The following is a 16,358-nucleotide window of genomic DNA, read 5'->3' as shown; positions in this document are numbered from 1 at the left end:
CAAGGGCAAGTAAAGGCTAAAGCCATACAAGAACATATAGCAAATACTGTTTAGAAGACATAAAAAAATGGTCTCTTATAAAGAGACCATTTTCAATCATCATGGATTTATTCAGAAACAGGCGCTTTTTTGATGTTACGCATTAAGGTTTCCAAACATTCGCGATGGTGAGCAAGACGATGTTCAAGCAACTGGAAATCAACCTTAAGTTTATGGTCGATCTGATGGATTTTTTCAGCCATCGCTGCCTTTTTCGCGTGCAGTTCCTGCTCTTTCAACTTTGCCCAATCATTCAATGTATGGGTAAAAGCTTCGTATTCCTGCGCAATACGTTGCTTCATTTGCACGATGTCGGTATTGACATCATGACCGTAGATCGCCAAATCCTGCTCAGCATATTTAAATTTCATCGCAAGTTCAGCTTTCTGGATATTAAAGCTTGGAATGCGTCGTAAATTTTTAGCCAAGCCAAGTTTGGAGCTGGTCCAGATTAACCATTTGGTTGGGTCGTATTGCCACCATTTTACCCCATTACGGTAATCGTACTGGAAAATATGGTGGTAGTTATGATAACCCTCACCCCAAGTCAGGATTGCCAATACAAAATTATCACGTGCGGTATTTTCATCGGTATAAGGACGTTTGCCCCACATATGGCACAGTGAGTTGATGAAGAATGTCACATGATGACTAATGATCAGGCGTAGTAAACCACCCAGTAGAACGACACCCCAAACATCGCCGACTGCCCAGCCAACACCACCCAGTAAGCCCACATGAACTGCAATGACCATTGGCACATAGTATTTATGCTGAAACATCACCAGTTTGTCATTGAGCAAGTCAGGTGCGTTTTTGTAATCAGGTTCAGAGGGTGAGTGGTCGCGAATCATCCAGCCCAGATGTGCATACCAGAAACCACGTTTGATTGAATATGGATCCTGATCTACATCATCAACATGACGGTGATGGGTACGGTGGCCTGAAGCCCAAAACAGGATACTGTTCTGAACAGCGAAAGTACCGCCAATCATCAACAGGATTTTAAGCGGTAAAGCGGCCTCATAGGCACGGTGTGCCCAAAGACGGTGATAACCTGCGGTAATTCCCAGGCTGCTTAATGCCAAAAGAAAAAATAAACTGACCCAGGCACTTACACTAAAATCATAATAATAAGCGTATAAAGGGATTAGAATAATCGCAAGAATTGGTGTTCCAATTAAGGTAATGCTAGCAGTCCAGTTAATGGGTGCTTTTTTGAGTGGGGCGGAAGTCATATCCGTCAGCGCTCCTAGTAACCTTGTTTGCACAAGATAATAAAACTAAACGAGATAGCAAAACCAATCATAACGATATATTGCTATTTTACCGTTGATATTAGCACGCTCAGATAAATGAACACTAGCATTATTCTACAGTTGTACTTAAAGAACCGTAACAGAATTCAGCCTGCCTAACTGGTGTATTGATTAAAAGGTGAAAGAAATCAATGTCTGAGCAAATTACCGTGAAAAATCCGATTTTTTCCATGAAATCTTTTTTTCATAAAACTTTCATTTTGTCGGGTGTTTTGATGGTGGCTGCCTGCCAGAGTCAACCCAAAACAGTGCAGAAAACCACCTTGCAACCAAAACGTGTGGTTCAGCCTCCTGCAATGCAGGTTCGTAAAAGTAGCGATGGTGTGCAAGATGTTGAATGGCAAATTATGACCATTCAGAATAGGCGTGCATTGTTTTTTAACCAGTATCCGAGTTTCCTGCTTAACTCGGTGACAAAGACAGTCTCTGGCCATACAGGCTGTAACGCTATTTATGGTCGTTATACATATGACTTTGCTCGGCAGAAACTTGATTTTGATGTTATGGCTGGACATGACAGTTGTCATAAGGCTTTGGCCCAGGAAGCTGATTTGATGGATCTCATTCAACGGGTTGAGCGTTTCCAGTTTGATGGTACAAATTTATATTTGCTTGATGCTAAAGGGCAGCGTCTGATTCAGGCACAGCCTAAAAGATAAAGTAGGGGCGATGTATTCGCCCTAATCCCATATTTTAATTGTTTATACTGCGATTTCTACAAACACAAAGATCTGAGCATGGTGCTTGGTACATCAGTGATTAAGCCCTGAATGCCCAATTGCTGTAAATGCTTCGCCCTTTCCACATCATTGACTGTCCAGACACTGATATCCAGATGGGCCTGTTGCGTCAGGTGAATCATTTCATCAGTTGCCAGTTGGTCTTTCCAGCCAATCTGGCAGCATCCATATTGCTGGGCCAGTTCTATGGCATATTCACCCAGTGGAATTTCAACCAGCAAGCCACGTTTAAAGTGGCTGTGATGTTGCTGTAAGGCGGTTAAAATCTTCACATCAAAGCTGGTAATGGTTGCGGTCTTTTCAAAGCCCTTGAGTTCATTATGCAGACTTAAGATCAGGCGTTCAGCCGCCGCTTCATCTGCAACAGCCTTGATTTCAACTTCAATATGTTCAAACTCGGTCAAACATGCCATCACGTCTGTTAAGTGAGGGGTGTATTCTTCATTTTCCCAAGCCTGCCATTGATGGCGATGGTCAAACTGCTGTGCGGTGGCTAGATCACAACTTTCAACATGTTGTGAACGACCTGTGGTACGCTCAAAATTATCATCGTGGATGACAATCAATTGGTCATCCTGTAGTTGCCGCACATCAAACTCGACGGCACGTACCCCTAGATGATGCAAATAACGAAAACCGCCCAAGGTATTTTCAGGCGCTTCGCCGCGTGCACCACGATGACCAATAATTCGCATTTATTTTCTACCTAAACCATCTTTATGCTGGATCAATACTGTCATTGATATTCTTTTGCCACAGCACTTCGCTACCACCCTCGGCACGCTGTAAACTGCGTGAAGCCACAAACAACCAGTCTGATAAACGATTGAGTAATTGTAAAGCGGTTGCCTGAATATTTTGATCGCGTGTATGCACAGACATCAGGGCACGCTCAGCACGACGGCAGACAGCACGCGCCTGATGGGCATAACTACAGGCCAAAGTGCCTGATGGGAGGATAAAATCTTTCAGCATTGGCAGACTTTCATTCATGCGGTCAATTTCTTTTTCAAGAAACTCAATACAAACGGGTTGGAGTAAATGGTAGTTGGGAATACAGACTTCACCGCCTAAATCGAATAGCCAGTGTTGAATCAGGCTCAGGCTTTTGTCCCAGTGGTCTTGATCTGCAATTTGGCTGGTACTGATTTGCGCGCGGAGTACCCCAATGGTCGCGTTCAGTTCATCCACATCACCCAGTGCAGTGATGCGTAAATCATCCTTGGCAACCCGTGAACCATCTCCTAAACCCGTTGTGCCTGAATCGCCAGTGCGTGTATAAATCTTGCTTAAACGATGTCCCATAGTTCTGTTGCTCTTGTCCTAAAATAAAAAGGGGATAATGTCGGTCAGAACATTACCCCGAAACTGGAGTGAATCAAGTGTTTTTATGATGCGCTTGTCGGCTTAGTAACGGAATGTTATCCCAGCAGAGGCGAGGCGACCACCATTGATATAGTAAACACCATTGCCGTTATAAGCTGTTTTATAATTGACATCACCAATATTTTCAATATTGGTAAACAGCTTGATCATTGGGGTTGCTTGCCAATATGCATTCACATTGGTGCTGACATAACCTGGATTAATTGTTGGCGTGGTGGATGGGTAGTCTGCAATGTCTTTTGAGCTGGATTTTGCAACAACAGATGCAGAAATGCCATAAACACCGTCATCCCAACCTGTGGTTAAAGTCAAGCTTTGTTTAGGACGACGATTCAAGTCTTTCTTGGTTTCATCATTTTTGGCCTGAACATAGGCATAAGTGGTGTTGAGGAACAGAGCATCTTGTTGCCATTGCAGTGATGCTTCACCACCCGTAAAGGTTGCCTTGTTGACATTAATCAATTTACCAGCCTGATAGCTGATCAGGTTGTCGACTTTATTGCGATAAATAGACAAGCCTAACTCAATATTGTCGTTGAGCTTTTGATCTACACCCATTTCATAAGAGAAACTTTCTTCTGGCTTTAGATCAGGGTTTGCACCCCACGAAACGGCATATAAGTCATTGGTTGTTGGGGCACGGAAAGCGGAACCAATATTGGCATAGACACTTGTCAATGGGAGAACCTGATAACGGATAGCACCCTGACCTACAGTGTGGGTACCAAATTTATCGTTGTCTTCAACACGGACACCAACCTGAGTTTCTAGTCCATCCTGCTGGTATTGATGTTGAACAAAATAGCCAATGGTATCGACTGACTCGTTGTATTTAACATCTGCTCCGCCCCAGAGGTTTTTAGAGTAAACATTGCCTTTGATATCTTTAAAGGTTGAACCCAACAAAACATTTTGTGCAGGCGAGAATTGCCATTTTGTATAAAGCTCAGCTTCCTGCGTGGTGCTGTATACATAATCTGGTGAGTCATTTTGATCCAGATTGTCTTTGAATTGAGAAAGGCGTGCATGAATAGCTAAATTATCCAGGACGTTTAGGCGGCCTTTTAAATTGATCACTTCATTTTTAAAGTCTTGTGAAACTAAGTTTCCATAGTTGTCGTAATCGCTATAGCCTTGGTTTTCACTATAATCAACAGAGGCAGCATAGTTTTGCTTGTCTACACCGACTTTTGCACTGTAACCTTTTTGATCAAAACTGGCTTTTTTATTGTCTTTGGCATCAGTAACAGATGTACCATCCGTTTCTAAACGTTGACCACGAATTTGTGCATAAAAACCATTTTCTGCCAAATCGGCACCGATCACTGATTTATAGGTTTTATTCTCACCAATTTCACCTGTTATAAAGGCAGATGTCTTTTCAGGTGTTTTTGAAATGAGCTGGACGACACCACCAATCGCATCTGCGCCATATAACACTGAGGCTGGACCTTTTAATACTTCGATTTGTTTAATATCAGTCGTATCAATAAAGGATAGGGATGCTGCGCCAGAAGTATTTGAATTCAGGCGGACACCATCCCTTAACAATAAGGTGTGGTTGGAGTTGGTGCCACGTAGGAAGATTGCCGCTGTTTGTCCATAACCACCACTTTGCACCATATTGATAGATGCATCAGTTTGTAGTAGTTGAGGTAAGGATGCGATTGGTGATTGTTCAACAATCTGTGGCTCTACAATAGAGATACGTGCAGGCACATCCTTGATTTTTTGTTCAGTACGGGATGCCGTCACCACAATGGTATCAAGTGAAACTGTTTTGTCAGTTGACTGATCCTGAGCAAAGGCGATTGAAGTAAACCCCATCGCAATAGCGATAGCGCCAACTAAGCGTGTTGGCTGGAAAGAAATAGACATGTGCGCTCCAGACATTCATTCCTCGTGAATGTTTAAAGTAGATAAGTACAACAAGCAGGTCTTCGGACTTCACTATAATCATCTTGAAAGATGATAGACTGATCACCTTCCCACATCATCAGATGCAGTGGTTTGGCTGCTAAGCTAAGATCAGCATTTCAGTGTTACCGTTGCGAGGACAGTGTTGGAGTTTCACCAACTTCCCTATAAGCAAAGCAATTTGCTTTAGACTTGTTGCAAGATGGTGCAAAGTATAAAGGGGGCATATACAACTTACAAGATATGAACAAAAAGTAGGTCTTTACATGAGTGGCAGCACATTACATATTATTTTGCATAGTTATCCGATTGATTGAGTTTTGCATTACAATATCAGCATTCTAAAATCTTTATTTAAAGTCGGATTGCCCATGCAGCAGATACAACGGCGGACGCGTGCCAAGATTTGTGGAATTACCCGCGCACAGGATATCCAGTCTGTGGTTGAGGTAGGTGCGGATGCAATCGGTTTTGTATTCTTCCCACCAAGTCCACGCCATGTCAGCATTGAGCAGGCACAGGCTTTGGCTAAGCTGGTTCCGCCTTATGTGCAACTGGTTGGCCTGTTTGTAAATGCGAGTGCAGAAGAAATACAAAGCGTACTTGATTCAGTTCCTTTGGATGTATTACAACTACATGGCGATGAAAGTCCTGAACAATGCCAGCAGATCGCAGCACAATGCAAACGCCGTTGGTATAAGGCCATACAGGTTAAACCAGATCTGGATGTGGTGGCTGAAATCCAGCGTTATCAAGCCGCAGGTGCCAGTGCCATACTATTGGATGCATGGCATCCTGAGCTGAAAGGTGGCACGGGACACAGCTTCGACTGGAACCAGTTTCCCCAACTCGATATTCCACTGATTTTGGCAGGTGGTTTAACCCCTGAGAATGTGAGTGAAGCCATTGATGTCACAGCCGCTTTTGCTGTGGATGTCAGCGGAGGCGTAGAGTCCGCAAAAGGTATAAAAGACCAACAACTCATTGAAAAATTTATGCAAGGAGTCCAATGTGGATCAGCAAAACTCTAGTCAAGAAAATCAGGTGATTGATTACACCCAGTTTCCAGATGCGCAAGGGCATTTCGGGATTCATGGTGGGCGTTTTGTATCAGAAACGCTGATGGCTGCACTTGAGGATCTAGAAAATCTTTATGGTCGTATGAAAAATGATGCACAGTTTCTGGCAGAGTTTGACCGTGATCTTGCGTTCTATGTTGGTCGCCCTAGTCCACTTTATCATGCTGAACGATGGTCACAGCATCTCGGTGGTGCGCAGATTTACCTCAAGCGTGAGGACCTGAACCATACGGGTTCGCACAAGGTCAACAACACCATTGGTCAGGCACTCTTGGCAAAGCTGTCAGGTAAGAAGCGCATCATTGCGGAAACAGGCGCAGGGCAGCATGGCGTTGCGACCGCAACCATTGCAGCACGTTTGGGCATGGAGTGTGTGGTATTCATGGGTGCGGAAGATGTAAAACGCCAAGCCATGAATGTCTACCGTATGCGTTTATTGGGTGCGACGGTTGTTCCTGTACAAAGTGGTTCAAAAACATTGAAAGATGCCATGAACGAAGCGATGCGTGACTGGGTGACCAATGTTGATAGTACTTATTATGTAATTGGTACGGTTGCAGGTCCACACCCATATCCACAGTTGGTTCGTGATTTCCAGTCGATTATTGGTCGTGAAGCGCGCAGCCAGATTCAGGAGCAGGCAGGACGCTTGCCTGATGCCTTGGTGGCTTGTGTTGGCGGTGGCTCAAATGCGATGGGTCTGTTCTATCCATTCCTGAATGATCAGGATGTGAAGATGTACGGTGTTGAAGCCGCAGGCTATGGGATTGAAACAGGCAAGCACTCTGCACCACTCAATGCAGGTCACGTTGGTGTACTGCATGGCAACCGTACCTATCTCATGTCTGATGAACAGGGTCAGATCATTGAAACCCATAGTATTTCGGCAGGTCTGGACTATCCAGGTGTGGGGCCTGAGCATAGCTTCCTGAAAGACATGAATCGTGTGCAGTATGTGCCAATCAATGATGATGAGGCATTACAGGGTTTCCGTGACTTAACCAAGATTGAGGGGATTATTCCTGCACTGGAAAGTTCGCATGCGATGGCCTATGTCAGCAAACTTGCCCCAACCATGTCGAAAGACCAGATCATTATTGCAACAGTTTCAGGTCGTGGTGACAAGGACCTGATGACGGTTGCTAAAATTGATGGCATTCCGATGGTCGACTTATAAAACTAAAAAATTATATGCTAGGATTAAGGTAAATTTATGCCTAATGACATTATATGGTCATTAGGTTTTTACATGGATGTAATCACATAGGATTACGGGGGATGAAATATTCCTTACCTAGATATATTAGCAAAGCTTTTCTAGTTATTCTGGACTGGGATTTAGTCAAAAAATCCCAATCAATACTGTGGTATGCCAGTTTTACCGCAGTCGTGATCTACTTTATCCAAATAAAATACATGTATCATCCATTGGCAAATACTGAATTACTTATTCGGTTTCAATGGTTGTTTCCTGGCATCATTATATTAAATACATTTTTTATTTTATTGGGTTATTTTATTAAAAATAAGCCAGACCTGCACATTTACTATGTGATGTTTTTATCTGTTTATTATCCATTCTCATTGTTGGGACTGCCAATTGGGGTAGGTTTGCTGAACCTCCTGAATGGCATTATCTTTATGGGGATTGCCTTTACCGCATTATTATTATATCCCCGATTTGTGGTGTATTTTGGTCTGGCCTTTTATGTATTTGCATACTATATTTTAGCTGGCCTTACGGTGACTGGGTATCTGGATTATGCGGTTGCCTATAAACCGTATACCTTGCTGCATAAAGATATTCAAAATGCCCAGATTATCTATACCATGTTTTATACCACCTTATATGCGGCATTTACCATCACACTATTTGATATTAGTGTGGAGCGTTGGCGTAGGTATAGTTCAAAAATTGAAAAACTCAGTTGTACCGATGAATTAACGAGCCTGCTTAATCGTCGTGGGGTTAATGAGATTATTGATTTACAGATGCAGCAGGCACAGATTACCCATCGCGAAACCTCACTGATCATGGTGGATATTGATAATTTTAAAACCATTAATGATCAGTATGGGCATCATCAGGGTGATCTGGTATTAAAACACGTTGCGGATATATTGCGGAAAAACCTGCGAGCCAGTGATGTGATTGGGCGTTATGGTGGTGAGGAGTTTGTGATTCTGCTGCCATTTACCTCAATTGAAAATGCAGTATTGGTGGCAGAGGCATGCCGTAAGGCATTGGAGCAAACGACAATTGAAGTTAGGGAAAATGAACCACTCTCTATCAAGGCCTGTTTTGGGGTGAGCAGTACGGCTTTTAGTGGCTTTGATTATAGAGGCTTGTTTGAACAGGCAGATAAGGCGATGTACCAAGCCAAACGGAATGGTAAAAATCAGGTCAGAACCGCTTTAACATTATAATTTATTTGGGGAAGTGTTGTGAAATTAATACAGGAAAATGGTCAGCCTCGTTATGGGCGTTTTGACCAGATACCCTCACGGATCAATCTGGACGATTATATCTATAAAACCCCTTATGGTCAGGTGCTGAAAGGCTGGCGCAAGCAGCTTAAATATAAAAAATTTAGATTTTGTGGTTTGCAGCATGAACACTACAGTATTGGTGTGGCGATTGTCGATTTATCATGGGCGGGGCATGGTTTCTTCTATGTCTATGACCATCTTTCAGGAAAGGTGATTGAATGGAATGCGATCCAGCCACTGGCGTTGAAAACCCATCTGGATGAACAGCCTTTATTTAGCCAAAGTTATTTTAAGAAATCTGCCTATCAATTCGATATGCAGCATGCCAATGGTGTGCGTTACATTCAGGTGACCAAACATGGGGAGGTGCGGCTGAAAGCCCGCATCTTCTGTGCAGGTGTGGATGCACTCAGTCTATGTACGCCAACAGGAATCAATGGCTGGACCTATACCCAGAAACAGACCACTCTGGCTGTCGAGGGTTTCTTTATCAACCCAGAACGGCAGAAAGTTGACTTTAATGCGCAAAGTCTGGCTGCATTGGATGATACCTGTGGCTTTCTACGCCCTGAAACAGCATGGTTCTGGCTCTCATGCCAGTTCCGTGATGAAAATGGCCGACGAATAGGTTTAAACCTTGCATCAGGTGTCAATGAAAGTTTTGGTAATGAAAATGCACTCTGGGTGGATGGGCGTTTATATCCACTCACCGATATTTTATTTGAACAGCAGAATGAAAAACTCTGGTCAATCCGTTCTTTGGATGGACGACTAAAACTGACCATAAAAACAGCATGGTGCCGTTTTGAAAATATTAACCTGCGTTTAATTGGTAGCCAGTTTAATCAGTGGCAGGCCAAAATAAGTGGCACAATTGAGCATGAAGATGTTGAACTGATCATATTGAATCAACAATATGGTCTATTGGAACAGCATTACGCCAAATGGTAATCCTCGTAAAAAAATCCCTCTTTTAAAAGAGGGATGATGGGAGGTTTATAGACCAGCTTGCCAAAAAGCCTCGCCCGCAGCAATAGGGTCATTGGTTTTGGCCAGTGTGTCAATCCAGACATCGTATTGACGAATAATCGGGTGCTGGTTTGGATGAAAATCTTTTTTAAACCAGTCGCTATATTGCTCTCTTTTTGCAGTCAAAATACCTTTGCGTCCAAAGAACCACGGCAAGCCCTTGCGTGCCATATCAAGGCGCTGCCTAAAGCTAAAACCATCACTCTTAAGCATGACATCAGTACGGTAAAGTGTGAAGCCAAACATTAACACGGTCGTAATAACGAGGGCAGAACGACGAGTTAATTCTGGTACTTCACCGACCTGTTGCATGACATCAAAAGCCACATCACGGTGTTCCATTTCCTCAATCGCATGCCATGCAAACAGTGCACGCACAAAAGGATCAGCTTCCGCCAATGTTTCTTTCTTACTGTAGAATGTGTCTGCCATCAGGGCGGTTAAATGTTCAGCCGCCGCCGTCATGGCAATATTGTATTGTGGTGAGCGATTCTTCAATTCAAATCTAAATATTTTCTTTAAACGGTTGGTGAACTGATCCACAGGCATGCCTTGTTCTTTCATGATCTGGTTCATCTTGTCATGGGCAATGCCGTGCTGGGCTTCCTGACGAATAAAGTCTGCCACACGTTCCTGTAACTCAGGATCATTGATCTTGTCACGGAATAAACGCACACATTCAATGAAATAGCGTTCTCCATCAGGGAAAGTCAGGCTTAATGCATCAAACATGCGGGTACGGAATGGATCACCACCAAACCAGAAACGTGGAGCCTCATTGAGGTGAAAGTCTAGTTTTGTTCTTACAATTGGATCAGCCTGATAGGAAACATGTGCGTTCATTTTTGCTATTCCTTGTCTTTTTCATGAACTTAGTATGAAAAAAGTTCAGTAAAATGTTTTGACAGTTACAGCCAAGTTTTATACAAATAACGACAGATCAGGATGAGATTGGCGTATGTCAGTTAAAATTATCATTGGATATCTACGGTTGTTGAATCGTGTCCTACAGCAGGAACACATTGATTTGTCTAAGGCTGTGGCACCTGAGCTGTGGCATGACTTTCGTGCCTGCCTGGAAAATCCAGATGAACAGGAATTTGATGTTGAGCGTTACACATTGCTGTTGCAGGCGGCACAGGCGTATTTCCCTCGTCCGATCACACTGGTTTTGGCTGAACATGCCAACTTGCAGGATTTGGGGCTGATGGGGTATCTGGCATCAACCAGTCTGGATCTGGAGCAGGCTTTACAGCTTTTGCAGCGCTATTATTCTCTGGTGTTTAAGCAAACCAATCTGGAACAGCTCAGCGTACAACAATTTTCACAGTACATTCAAATTGTATGGAGTGCATCCTATTGCGATTATCGGGAAATGTATGAGCTGAATCTGGCACTGATCCTTAAAATTGCACAGTCGATTGTACAGGATGCCCTGGTGCCACCGCAGATGATTCAGTTTGGTTATACACCGCAAATGGCTTTATATCATTTTGAAAAATTTTATGGCTGTCCAATTCAGATTCAGGCTGGGCAATATGCCATTCGTTTTTCCAACCAGATTTTACAGGCCAAAAGCATTGCGGCAGACCAACAGTTGAACCATGTGCTCTCTACTCAGGCACAGCAATCATTAAATAGCATGAGTTCTTTTGAGGCACAGCAACAACAGTTTCGGCAGAAAATCCAGAGCTATATTGAGCAGGGCCTGTTGCAGCAAGAGGAAGTTTTACAGGGTTATGTCGCCAAGCGTTTGCACTGCTCGGAACGTACCTTGCAGCGTCAGCTCAAGAGCTATCAATTGAACTTTCAGGATATTCTGGATCAATACCGTCTGGAGCAAAGTAAGCTTTATCTGCAACAGGGCAAGTCATTTTCCGAAATTGCCGAGCGTTTAAACTATGCCGATCAGAGTGCCTTTGGACGTGCGTTTAAGCGCTGGACAGGTGTCACACCGAAGCAGTTTTTAAAATTGTAATGTACAGAAATTAGGAAGCTTTGATCATTGAGAAAAAAACAAAAATAGAGATAAATGTATGCGGGCTGTTGTAAGTAGCAACATTCGCTGTTGAATCGCGCCAAACCCTGTTCAATGAGCAAAAAATAGCGTTACAATGCAGTGTTTCTGTATGACTACAAACAACTCCTCAATTTATATAAATCAAGGAAAGCATAATCCTATGTCACGTCTTGCCACTCGTTTTGAACAGCTTAAATCTCAGCAACGTAAAGCGCTTGTTTCTTATGTTATGGCAGGTGACCCGCATCCACAGGTAACTGTTCCATTGCTGCATCAGATGGTTGAGGCGGGGGTTGATGTCATTGAGTTGGGACTGCCGTTCTCAGACCCAATGGCGGATGGCCCTGTAATTGCCTTGGCTGCTGAGCGTGCCCTGGCAGGTGGAACCAATACCCTTGACGCACTGGATATGGTCAAGGCCTTTCGTGAGCAGGATCAAACCACGCCAGTGGTGTTGATGGGATATTTAAACCCTGTTGAGGTGATTGGCTATGAAAAGTTCGTTGCCTATGCCAAAGACTGTGGTGTGGATGGCGTACTGCTGGTGGATTTGCCACCAGAGGAATCCAAGCAGTTTGGTGAAGTCTTGAAGCAAAACGAGATGGACCAGATTTTCCTGCTTGCGCCAACCTCAACTGACCAGCGTATTCAGCATGTGGTCAATCAGGCCAGCGGCTTTGTGTACTATGTGTCACTTAAAGGCGTGACAGGTGCGGCAACACTGGACACCTCTGAGGCAGCGGCGCGTATTGCAAAAATCAAGTCCAAGACGACTGTACCTGTTGGTGTGGGTTTTGGAATCAGTGATGCAGCGTCTGCAAAAGCGATGGGACAGGTTGCCGATGCCGTGATTGTGGGAAGTGCTTTCGTTAAATCTTTTGCGACATTGCCAGCGGATGAGGCTGTGCAACAGACGGTGAATAAAGTGAAGGAGCTTCGAGCCGCGCTCGATGAGTTAGTATGAGTCAAGAACGATTGAGTCCAGAATCAGCAACAGGGAAAGTGCTTAGTCCCACAACACCCTGGACGGAACGTCAGGTGCCAGGGATTCAGGTTGCGGATGAACAGCAGACCTTTAAGTCAACTTTTACCGAGCCAACCATTGAATGTCCTGAATGTCATGCCTTGGTGACGCGTACAGCCATGTCATTCAACGCCTATGTGTGTCCGCAATGCGATGAACATTTGCGTATGAAGGCGCGGGACCGCCTGACCTGGTTCTTCGATCAGGTCAACTCAGAGCTTGGTCAGGAATTTAGTGCCAAAGACCCGCTAAAGTTTGTGGATAGCAAGCCCTATCCAGAACGTATGCGTGAGGCGCAGGATAAAACAGGTGAATCAGAAGCACTGGTGGTGATGCAGGGCTCGCTCAAAGGTCTGGATTTGGTGGCATGTGCCTTTGAGTTTGACTTCATGGGCGGTTCAATGGGTACTGTGGTCGGTGACCGCTTTGTACAGGCAGCTGAACGGGCAATCCAGCTACACCAGCCTTTGGTGTGTTTTGCTGCTTCAGGTGGCGCACGTATGCAGGAGGGCATGCTGTCCCTGATGCAAATGGCACGTACCTCTGCGGCAATCCAGAAAATGAAGGAGGCACGCGTGCCTTATCTGGTGGTGTTGACCCATCCAGTTTATGGGGGTGTAACTGCCTCCCTGGCAATGCTGGGGGATGTTCATCTGGCTGAACCGAAAGCCATGATTGGTTTCGCAGGTAAGCGGGTGATTGAGCAAACCGTACGTGAAAAACTGGAGGAGCCATTCCAGCGTGCGGAATATCTGCTTGATCATGGTGTAGTCGATCAGATTGTTCATCGTCATGCGTTACGTGATACTGTATATAGACTAGTGGCTAAACTGATGAACTTACCTTGAAACTAGACGCTCCCCATTCAACAGATACACTCACAACATGGCTCGATTATTGGGGCCATGTTCATGTTACAGGCATTGATTTAGGGCTGGAGCGAGTGATTCCCGTTGCTGAAAGGCTGGGCGTGATGCAGCCAAAAGCCAGGGTGTTTACAGTTGCGGGCACCAATGGTAAAGGCTCAACCACAACCACATTGGCGGCGATTCTAAATGCACAGGGCTACAAGGTTGGGCTATATCAGTCACCCCATATCTATCGCTTTAATGAACGGGTAAAGCTGGCTGGTCATGAGGTGGATGACCAGCGTTTGGTTGATGCCTTTGTGTGTGTTGATCAGGCGCGTCGTGAATGTGGTCTAAGTCTTTCTTTCTTTGAAGCCACCACATTGGCGGCCTTTGTCATTTTTAAGCAGCAGCAATGTGATGTCTGGGTGCTTGAGGTTGGGCTGGGTGGTCGCCTTGATGTGGTCAACGTGATTGACCCTGATATAGCGGTGATTACCAATATTGGCTTGGACCATGTGGACTGGCTGGGTGATACCATTGAAAAAATTGCCTTTGAAAAGGCGGGTATTATCCGTTCAGACATTCCCGTTGTTTTTGCAGGGCAACAGCAACTTCCACAGGCCATTCAGGATAAGGTCACCGAGACAAACGCCAGCCTGTATGCATTGAATCGGGATTATTTCTATCAACTGAATGATGATGGACAGGGCTGGTCATTTGCATCATCTGGCACAACCTTAAAGCTTCCTGTGGGGCAGTTGGCCCTGGACAACATCTCCACTGCCGTGGCCGCGGTACTGGTGAGTGGGATTGAAATTTCACAGCAGGCCATTGCAACAGGTATTCAGCAGGCACGTTTGCAGGGGCGTTTTGAAATTCGCCAGATACAGGATAAAACCGTTATTTTTGATGCGGGACATAACCCGCATGGTGTCGAATTTTTATTGAATCAGTTGCGAAAATTCTTAAAATACAATAAACAGTACACAGAAGTTGTCGCAGTATTTTCGATGCTGGCAGATAAGGACATCGCGTCTGTCACCGATTTACTAAAAACAACAGTAAAAGATTGGTTTATTGCTACTTTAGATGTGCCGAGGGCCGCAGCAATGCCACAATTGCACGAGGCATTGCAGGGCCAGCAGGTACATGAGTTTGGCAGTATCCAGCAAGCGTTTCAATCTGTGCTGAAACAATGTAATAACAATCAGCTGATTTTAGTCTGTGGTTCGTTTCATACCTTGGAAGCGATCTGGGAGTATTTAGAACAATGTCAATGAATAACAAGCAACGCTGGATGGGTGGCGTTGTTCTACTTGGAGGGGGTGTTTTGTTGGCAGCATTACTTCTCAAGGGTAATGAAGAAATAGAGCAGGATAAGACACAGGCTACAGTTACTCACCCTATTCCCAAAACCGAAACTCAGCCTAAAACAGCCCAGCCAGCACAAGAGGGGGAGATGGTCTCCTTGCAGCCTCTGGCTGTGGATGTTGAAACTGAAAAACGTTTGCTGGATGAACAGAAACGTGCGCGTGAAAAGGCAGTTGCTGAACAGGAGGCCCGTGCTGCCGAGTTCCTGAAAATGCAGCAGGAGGCTGAGGCTGCGGCTGCACGTAAAGCCGCTGAAGAGTACGCTGCAATCAATGCCCGTAGAACCGCGGCGCAGGAAAGTTCAGATAATATTCCACCAGAACTGGTTGAGGACGACCAGGCTAAGGCTCAACGACTTGCTGAAGAAAAACGTAAGCTGGAAGAAAAGAAGAAAGCCGAACAGCAAAAGGCAGAGCAGCAGAAAACTGACGCTGAAAAGAAGCTAGCTGAAGACAAGCGTAAAGTGGAAGCGGATAAGAAAGCTGAGGAAGACAAGCGTAAGGCTGAGGCCGACAAGAAAGCAGCCGAAGAAAAGAAACGTAAAGCTGAGGAAGATGCCAAGAAAGTAGCTGAAGATAAGCGTAAAGCTGAAGCAGAGAAGAAAGCGGCTGAAGAAAAACGCAAGGTTGAAGCGGATAAAAAAGCTGAGGAAGACAAGCGTAAGGCTGAGGCTGAAAAGAAAGCAGCGGCTGAAGAAAAGAAACGTAAAACTGAGGAAGATGCCAAGAAAAAGGCTGAGGCTGAAAAAGCCCGTCAGCTTATGGAAAATGGTGACAAAAACTGGATGGTACAGGTGGCGCTGGCGGCAAACCAGGCCAATGCCGATACAGTGGTGTCCAAGTTACGCGCCAAAGGTTATAAAGTCACCACCAGCCCAACCTCCAAGGGAATTCGGATTATGGTGGGGCCATCCAAAGATCGGGACACTGCTGATGCGGCACGTAAGAAAATTACCTCAGATGAGAGTCTGGGCATGAAGTCTGCCTGGGTGATTGACTGGGTTCCACTTGATCAACGTTAATAATATAGTAACCATTTAGTGTAAGAACTGGATGGTTACTATGAAAAAATTATATATCATAAAATAGAATAA

General features: G+C 44.7%; 15 protein-coding genes and 1 riboswitch. Of the genes, 10 read left to right on the top strand and 5 right to left on the bottom strand.

What is annotated here, in order from left to right; translation table 11 throughout:
• Nucleotides 1-107 precede the first annotated feature (107 nt).
• Complete coding sequence (locus tag QLH32_RS07775) at nt 108-1,277, bottom strand: acyl-CoA desaturase (RefSeq protein ID WP_267981949.1); 1,170 nt, start codon at nt 1,275-1,277, stop codon at nt 108-110.
• Between the two features lie 212 nt (nt 1,278-1,489).
• Between QLH32_RS07775 and QLH32_RS07770 the strand changes: the two genes are divergently transcribed.
• A complete protein-coding gene (locus QLH32_RS07770) occupies nt 1,490-2,017 on the top strand; it encodes an META domain-containing protein (RefSeq protein ID WP_283268994.1) in 528 nt (175 codons plus the stop codon).
• A gap of 56 nt (nt 2,018-2,073) precedes the next feature.
• Here QLH32_RS07770 and QLH32_RS07765 read toward each other — a convergent pair whose 3' ends face one another.
• The 3 genes from QLH32_RS07765 to QLH32_RS07755 form a co-directional block, all read right to left on the bottom strand.
• Entirely contained in the window at nt 2,074-2,793 is a 720-nt protein-coding gene (locus tag QLH32_RS07765; protein WP_283268993.1) for a glycerophosphodiester phosphodiesterase, read from the bottom strand.
• 22 nt (nt 2,794-2,815) lie between these two features.
• Nucleotides 2,816-3,403: a cob(I)yrinic acid a,c-diamide adenosyltransferase gene (locus QLH32_RS07760; RefSeq protein ID WP_283268992.1), complete on the bottom strand. Its 588-nt coding sequence runs from the start codon at nt 3,401-3,403 to the stop codon at nt 2,816-2,818.
• 102 nt (nt 3,404-3,505) lie between these two features.
• Complete coding sequence (locus tag QLH32_RS07755; RefSeq protein WP_283268990.1) at nt 3,506-5,362, bottom strand: TonB-dependent receptor plug domain-containing protein; 1,857 nt, start codon at nt 5,360-5,362, stop codon at nt 3,506-3,508.
• 36 nt (nt 5,363-5,398) lie between these two features.
• Nucleotides 5,399-5,612, bottom strand: a riboswitch (cobalamin riboswitch).
• Nucleotides 5,613-5,772: 160 nt separating this feature from the next.
• Between QLH32_RS07755 and QLH32_RS07750 the strand changes: the two genes are divergently transcribed.
• The 4 genes from QLH32_RS07750 to QLH32_RS07735 all read left to right on the top strand — a co-directional run bounded on the left by QLH32_RS07750 (nt 5,773) and on the right by QLH32_RS07735 (nt 9,921).
• On the top strand, nt 5,773-6,432 hold the full coding sequence (locus QLH32_RS07750; RefSeq protein ID WP_283268989.1) for a phosphoribosylanthranilate isomerase: 660 nt from the start codon (nt 5,773-5,775) through the stop codon (nt 6,430-6,432).
• Nucleotides 6,413-7,657 carry a tryptophan synthase subunit beta gene (gene trpB / locus QLH32_RS07745; RefSeq protein ID WP_283268988.1) on the top strand — a complete coding sequence of 415 codons (1,245 nt, stop codon included), beginning with the start codon at nt 6,413-6,415 and terminating at the stop codon, nt 7,655-7,657. The genes QLH32_RS07750 and trpB overlap by 20 nt, the downstream gene beginning before the upstream one ends.
• A gap of 101 nt (nt 7,658-7,758) precedes the next feature.
• Nucleotides 7,759-8,907 carry a GGDEF domain-containing protein gene (locus QLH32_RS07740; RefSeq protein ID WP_283268987.1) on the top strand — a complete coding sequence of 383 codons (1,149 nt, stop codon included), beginning with the start codon at nt 7,759-7,761 and terminating at the stop codon, nt 8,905-8,907.
• A gap of 18 nt (nt 8,908-8,925) precedes the next feature.
• Complete coding sequence (locus tag QLH32_RS07735) at nt 8,926-9,921, top strand: DUF2804 domain-containing protein (RefSeq protein WP_267981940.1); 996 nt, start codon at nt 8,926-8,928, stop codon at nt 9,919-9,921.
• 45 nt (nt 9,922-9,966) lie between these two features.
• On the opposite strand, the gene QLH32_RS07730 is transcribed toward QLH32_RS07735, so the two are convergent.
• On the bottom strand, nt 9,967-10,842 hold the full coding sequence (locus tag QLH32_RS07730; RefSeq protein WP_283268985.1) for a metal-dependent hydrolase: 876 nt from the start codon (nt 10,840-10,842) through the stop codon (nt 9,967-9,969).
• A gap of 115 nt (nt 10,843-10,957) precedes the next feature.
• Between QLH32_RS07730 and QLH32_RS07725 the strand changes: the two genes are divergently transcribed.
• The 5 genes from QLH32_RS07725 (at nt 10,958) to QLH32_RS07705 (ending at nt 16,286) form a co-directional block, all read left to right on the top strand.
• Entirely contained in the window at nt 10,958-11,977 is a 1,020-nt protein-coding gene (locus tag QLH32_RS07725; protein WP_283268984.1) for an AraC family transcriptional regulator, read from the top strand.
• Between the two features lie 202 nt (nt 11,978-12,179).
• Entirely contained in the window at nt 12,180-12,983 is an 804-nt protein-coding gene (trpA, locus tag QLH32_RS07720; RefSeq protein WP_283268983.1) for a tryptophan synthase subunit alpha, read from the top strand.
• Nucleotides 12,980-13,891: an acetyl-CoA carboxylase, carboxyltransferase subunit beta gene (gene accD / locus QLH32_RS07715; protein WP_267981936.1), complete on the top strand. Its 912-nt coding sequence runs from the start codon at nt 12,980-12,982 to the stop codon at nt 13,889-13,891. Before trpA ends, accD begins: the two co-directional genes overlap by 4 nt.
• Nucleotides 13,888-15,174, top strand: a complete 1,287-nt coding sequence (gene folC, locus QLH32_RS07710; RefSeq protein ID WP_283268982.1) for a bifunctional tetrahydrofolate synthase/dihydrofolate synthase — start codon at nt 13,888-13,890, stop codon at nt 15,172-15,174. The genes accD and folC overlap by 4 nt, the downstream gene beginning before the upstream one ends.
• Nucleotides 15,165-16,286, top strand: coding sequence for an SPOR domain-containing protein (locus QLH32_RS07705; RefSeq protein ID WP_283268980.1), 1,122 nt, complete (start codon nt 15,165-15,167; stop codon nt 16,284-16,286). Before folC ends, QLH32_RS07705 begins: the two co-directional genes overlap by 10 nt.
• Nucleotides 16,287-16,358 lie beyond the last annotated feature (72 nt).

It is taken from the genome of Acinetobacter corruptisaponis (genome assembly GCF_030053775.1).
GTDB lineage: Bacteria > Pseudomonadota > Gammaproteobacteria > Pseudomonadales > Moraxellaceae > Acinetobacter > Acinetobacter corruptisaponis.
Note: the sequence above shows the minus strand (reverse complement) of the source record. Positions and strands in the feature narration are given on the sequence as shown.

Excerpts from the sequence above, each read along its gene's own strand:
- QLH32_RS07705 (WP_283268980.1), top strand. The coding sequence starts at position 15,165 with ATGTCAATGAATAACAAGCAACGCTGGATGGGTGGCGTTGTTCTACTT.
- QLH32_RS07730 (WP_283268985.1), bottom strand. The coding sequence starts at position 10,842 with ATGAACGCACATGTTTCCTATCAGGCTGATCCAATTGTAAGAACAAAA.
- trpA (WP_283268983.1), top strand. The coding sequence starts at position 12,180 with ATGTCACGTCTTGCCACTCGTTTTGAACAGCTTAAATCTCAGCAACGT.
- QLH32_RS07740 (WP_283268987.1), top strand. The coding sequence starts at position 7,759 with ATGAAATATTCCTTACCTAGATATATTAGCAAAGCTTTTCTAGTTATT.
- QLH32_RS07760 (WP_283268992.1), bottom strand. The coding sequence starts at position 3,403 with ATGGGACATCGTTTAAGCAAGATTTATACACGCACTGGCGATTCAGGC.
- accD (WP_267981936.1), top strand. The coding sequence starts at position 12,980 with ATGAGTCAAGAACGATTGAGTCCAGAATCAGCAACAGGGAAAGTGCTT.
- QLH32_RS07755 (WP_283268990.1), bottom strand. The coding sequence starts at position 5,362 with ATGTCTATTTCTTTCCAGCCAACACGCTTAGTTGGCGCTATCGCTATT.
- QLH32_RS07725 (WP_283268984.1), top strand. The coding sequence starts at position 10,958 with ATGTCAGTTAAAATTATCATTGGATATCTACGGTTGTTGAATCGTGTC.
- QLH32_RS07775 (WP_267981949.1), bottom strand. The coding sequence starts at position 1,277 with ATGACTTCCGCCCCACTCAAAAAAGCACCCATTAACTGGACTGCTAGC.
- QLH32_RS07765 (WP_283268993.1), bottom strand. The coding sequence starts at position 2,793 with ATGCGAATTATTGGTCATCGTGGTGCACGCGGCGAAGCGCCTGAAAAT.
- QLH32_RS07770 (WP_283268994.1), top strand. The coding sequence starts at position 1,490 with ATGTCTGAGCAAATTACCGTGAAAAATCCGATTTTTTCCATGAAATCT.
- QLH32_RS07750 (WP_283268989.1), top strand. The coding sequence starts at position 5,773 with ATGCAGCAGATACAACGGCGGACGCGTGCCAAGATTTGTGGAATTACC.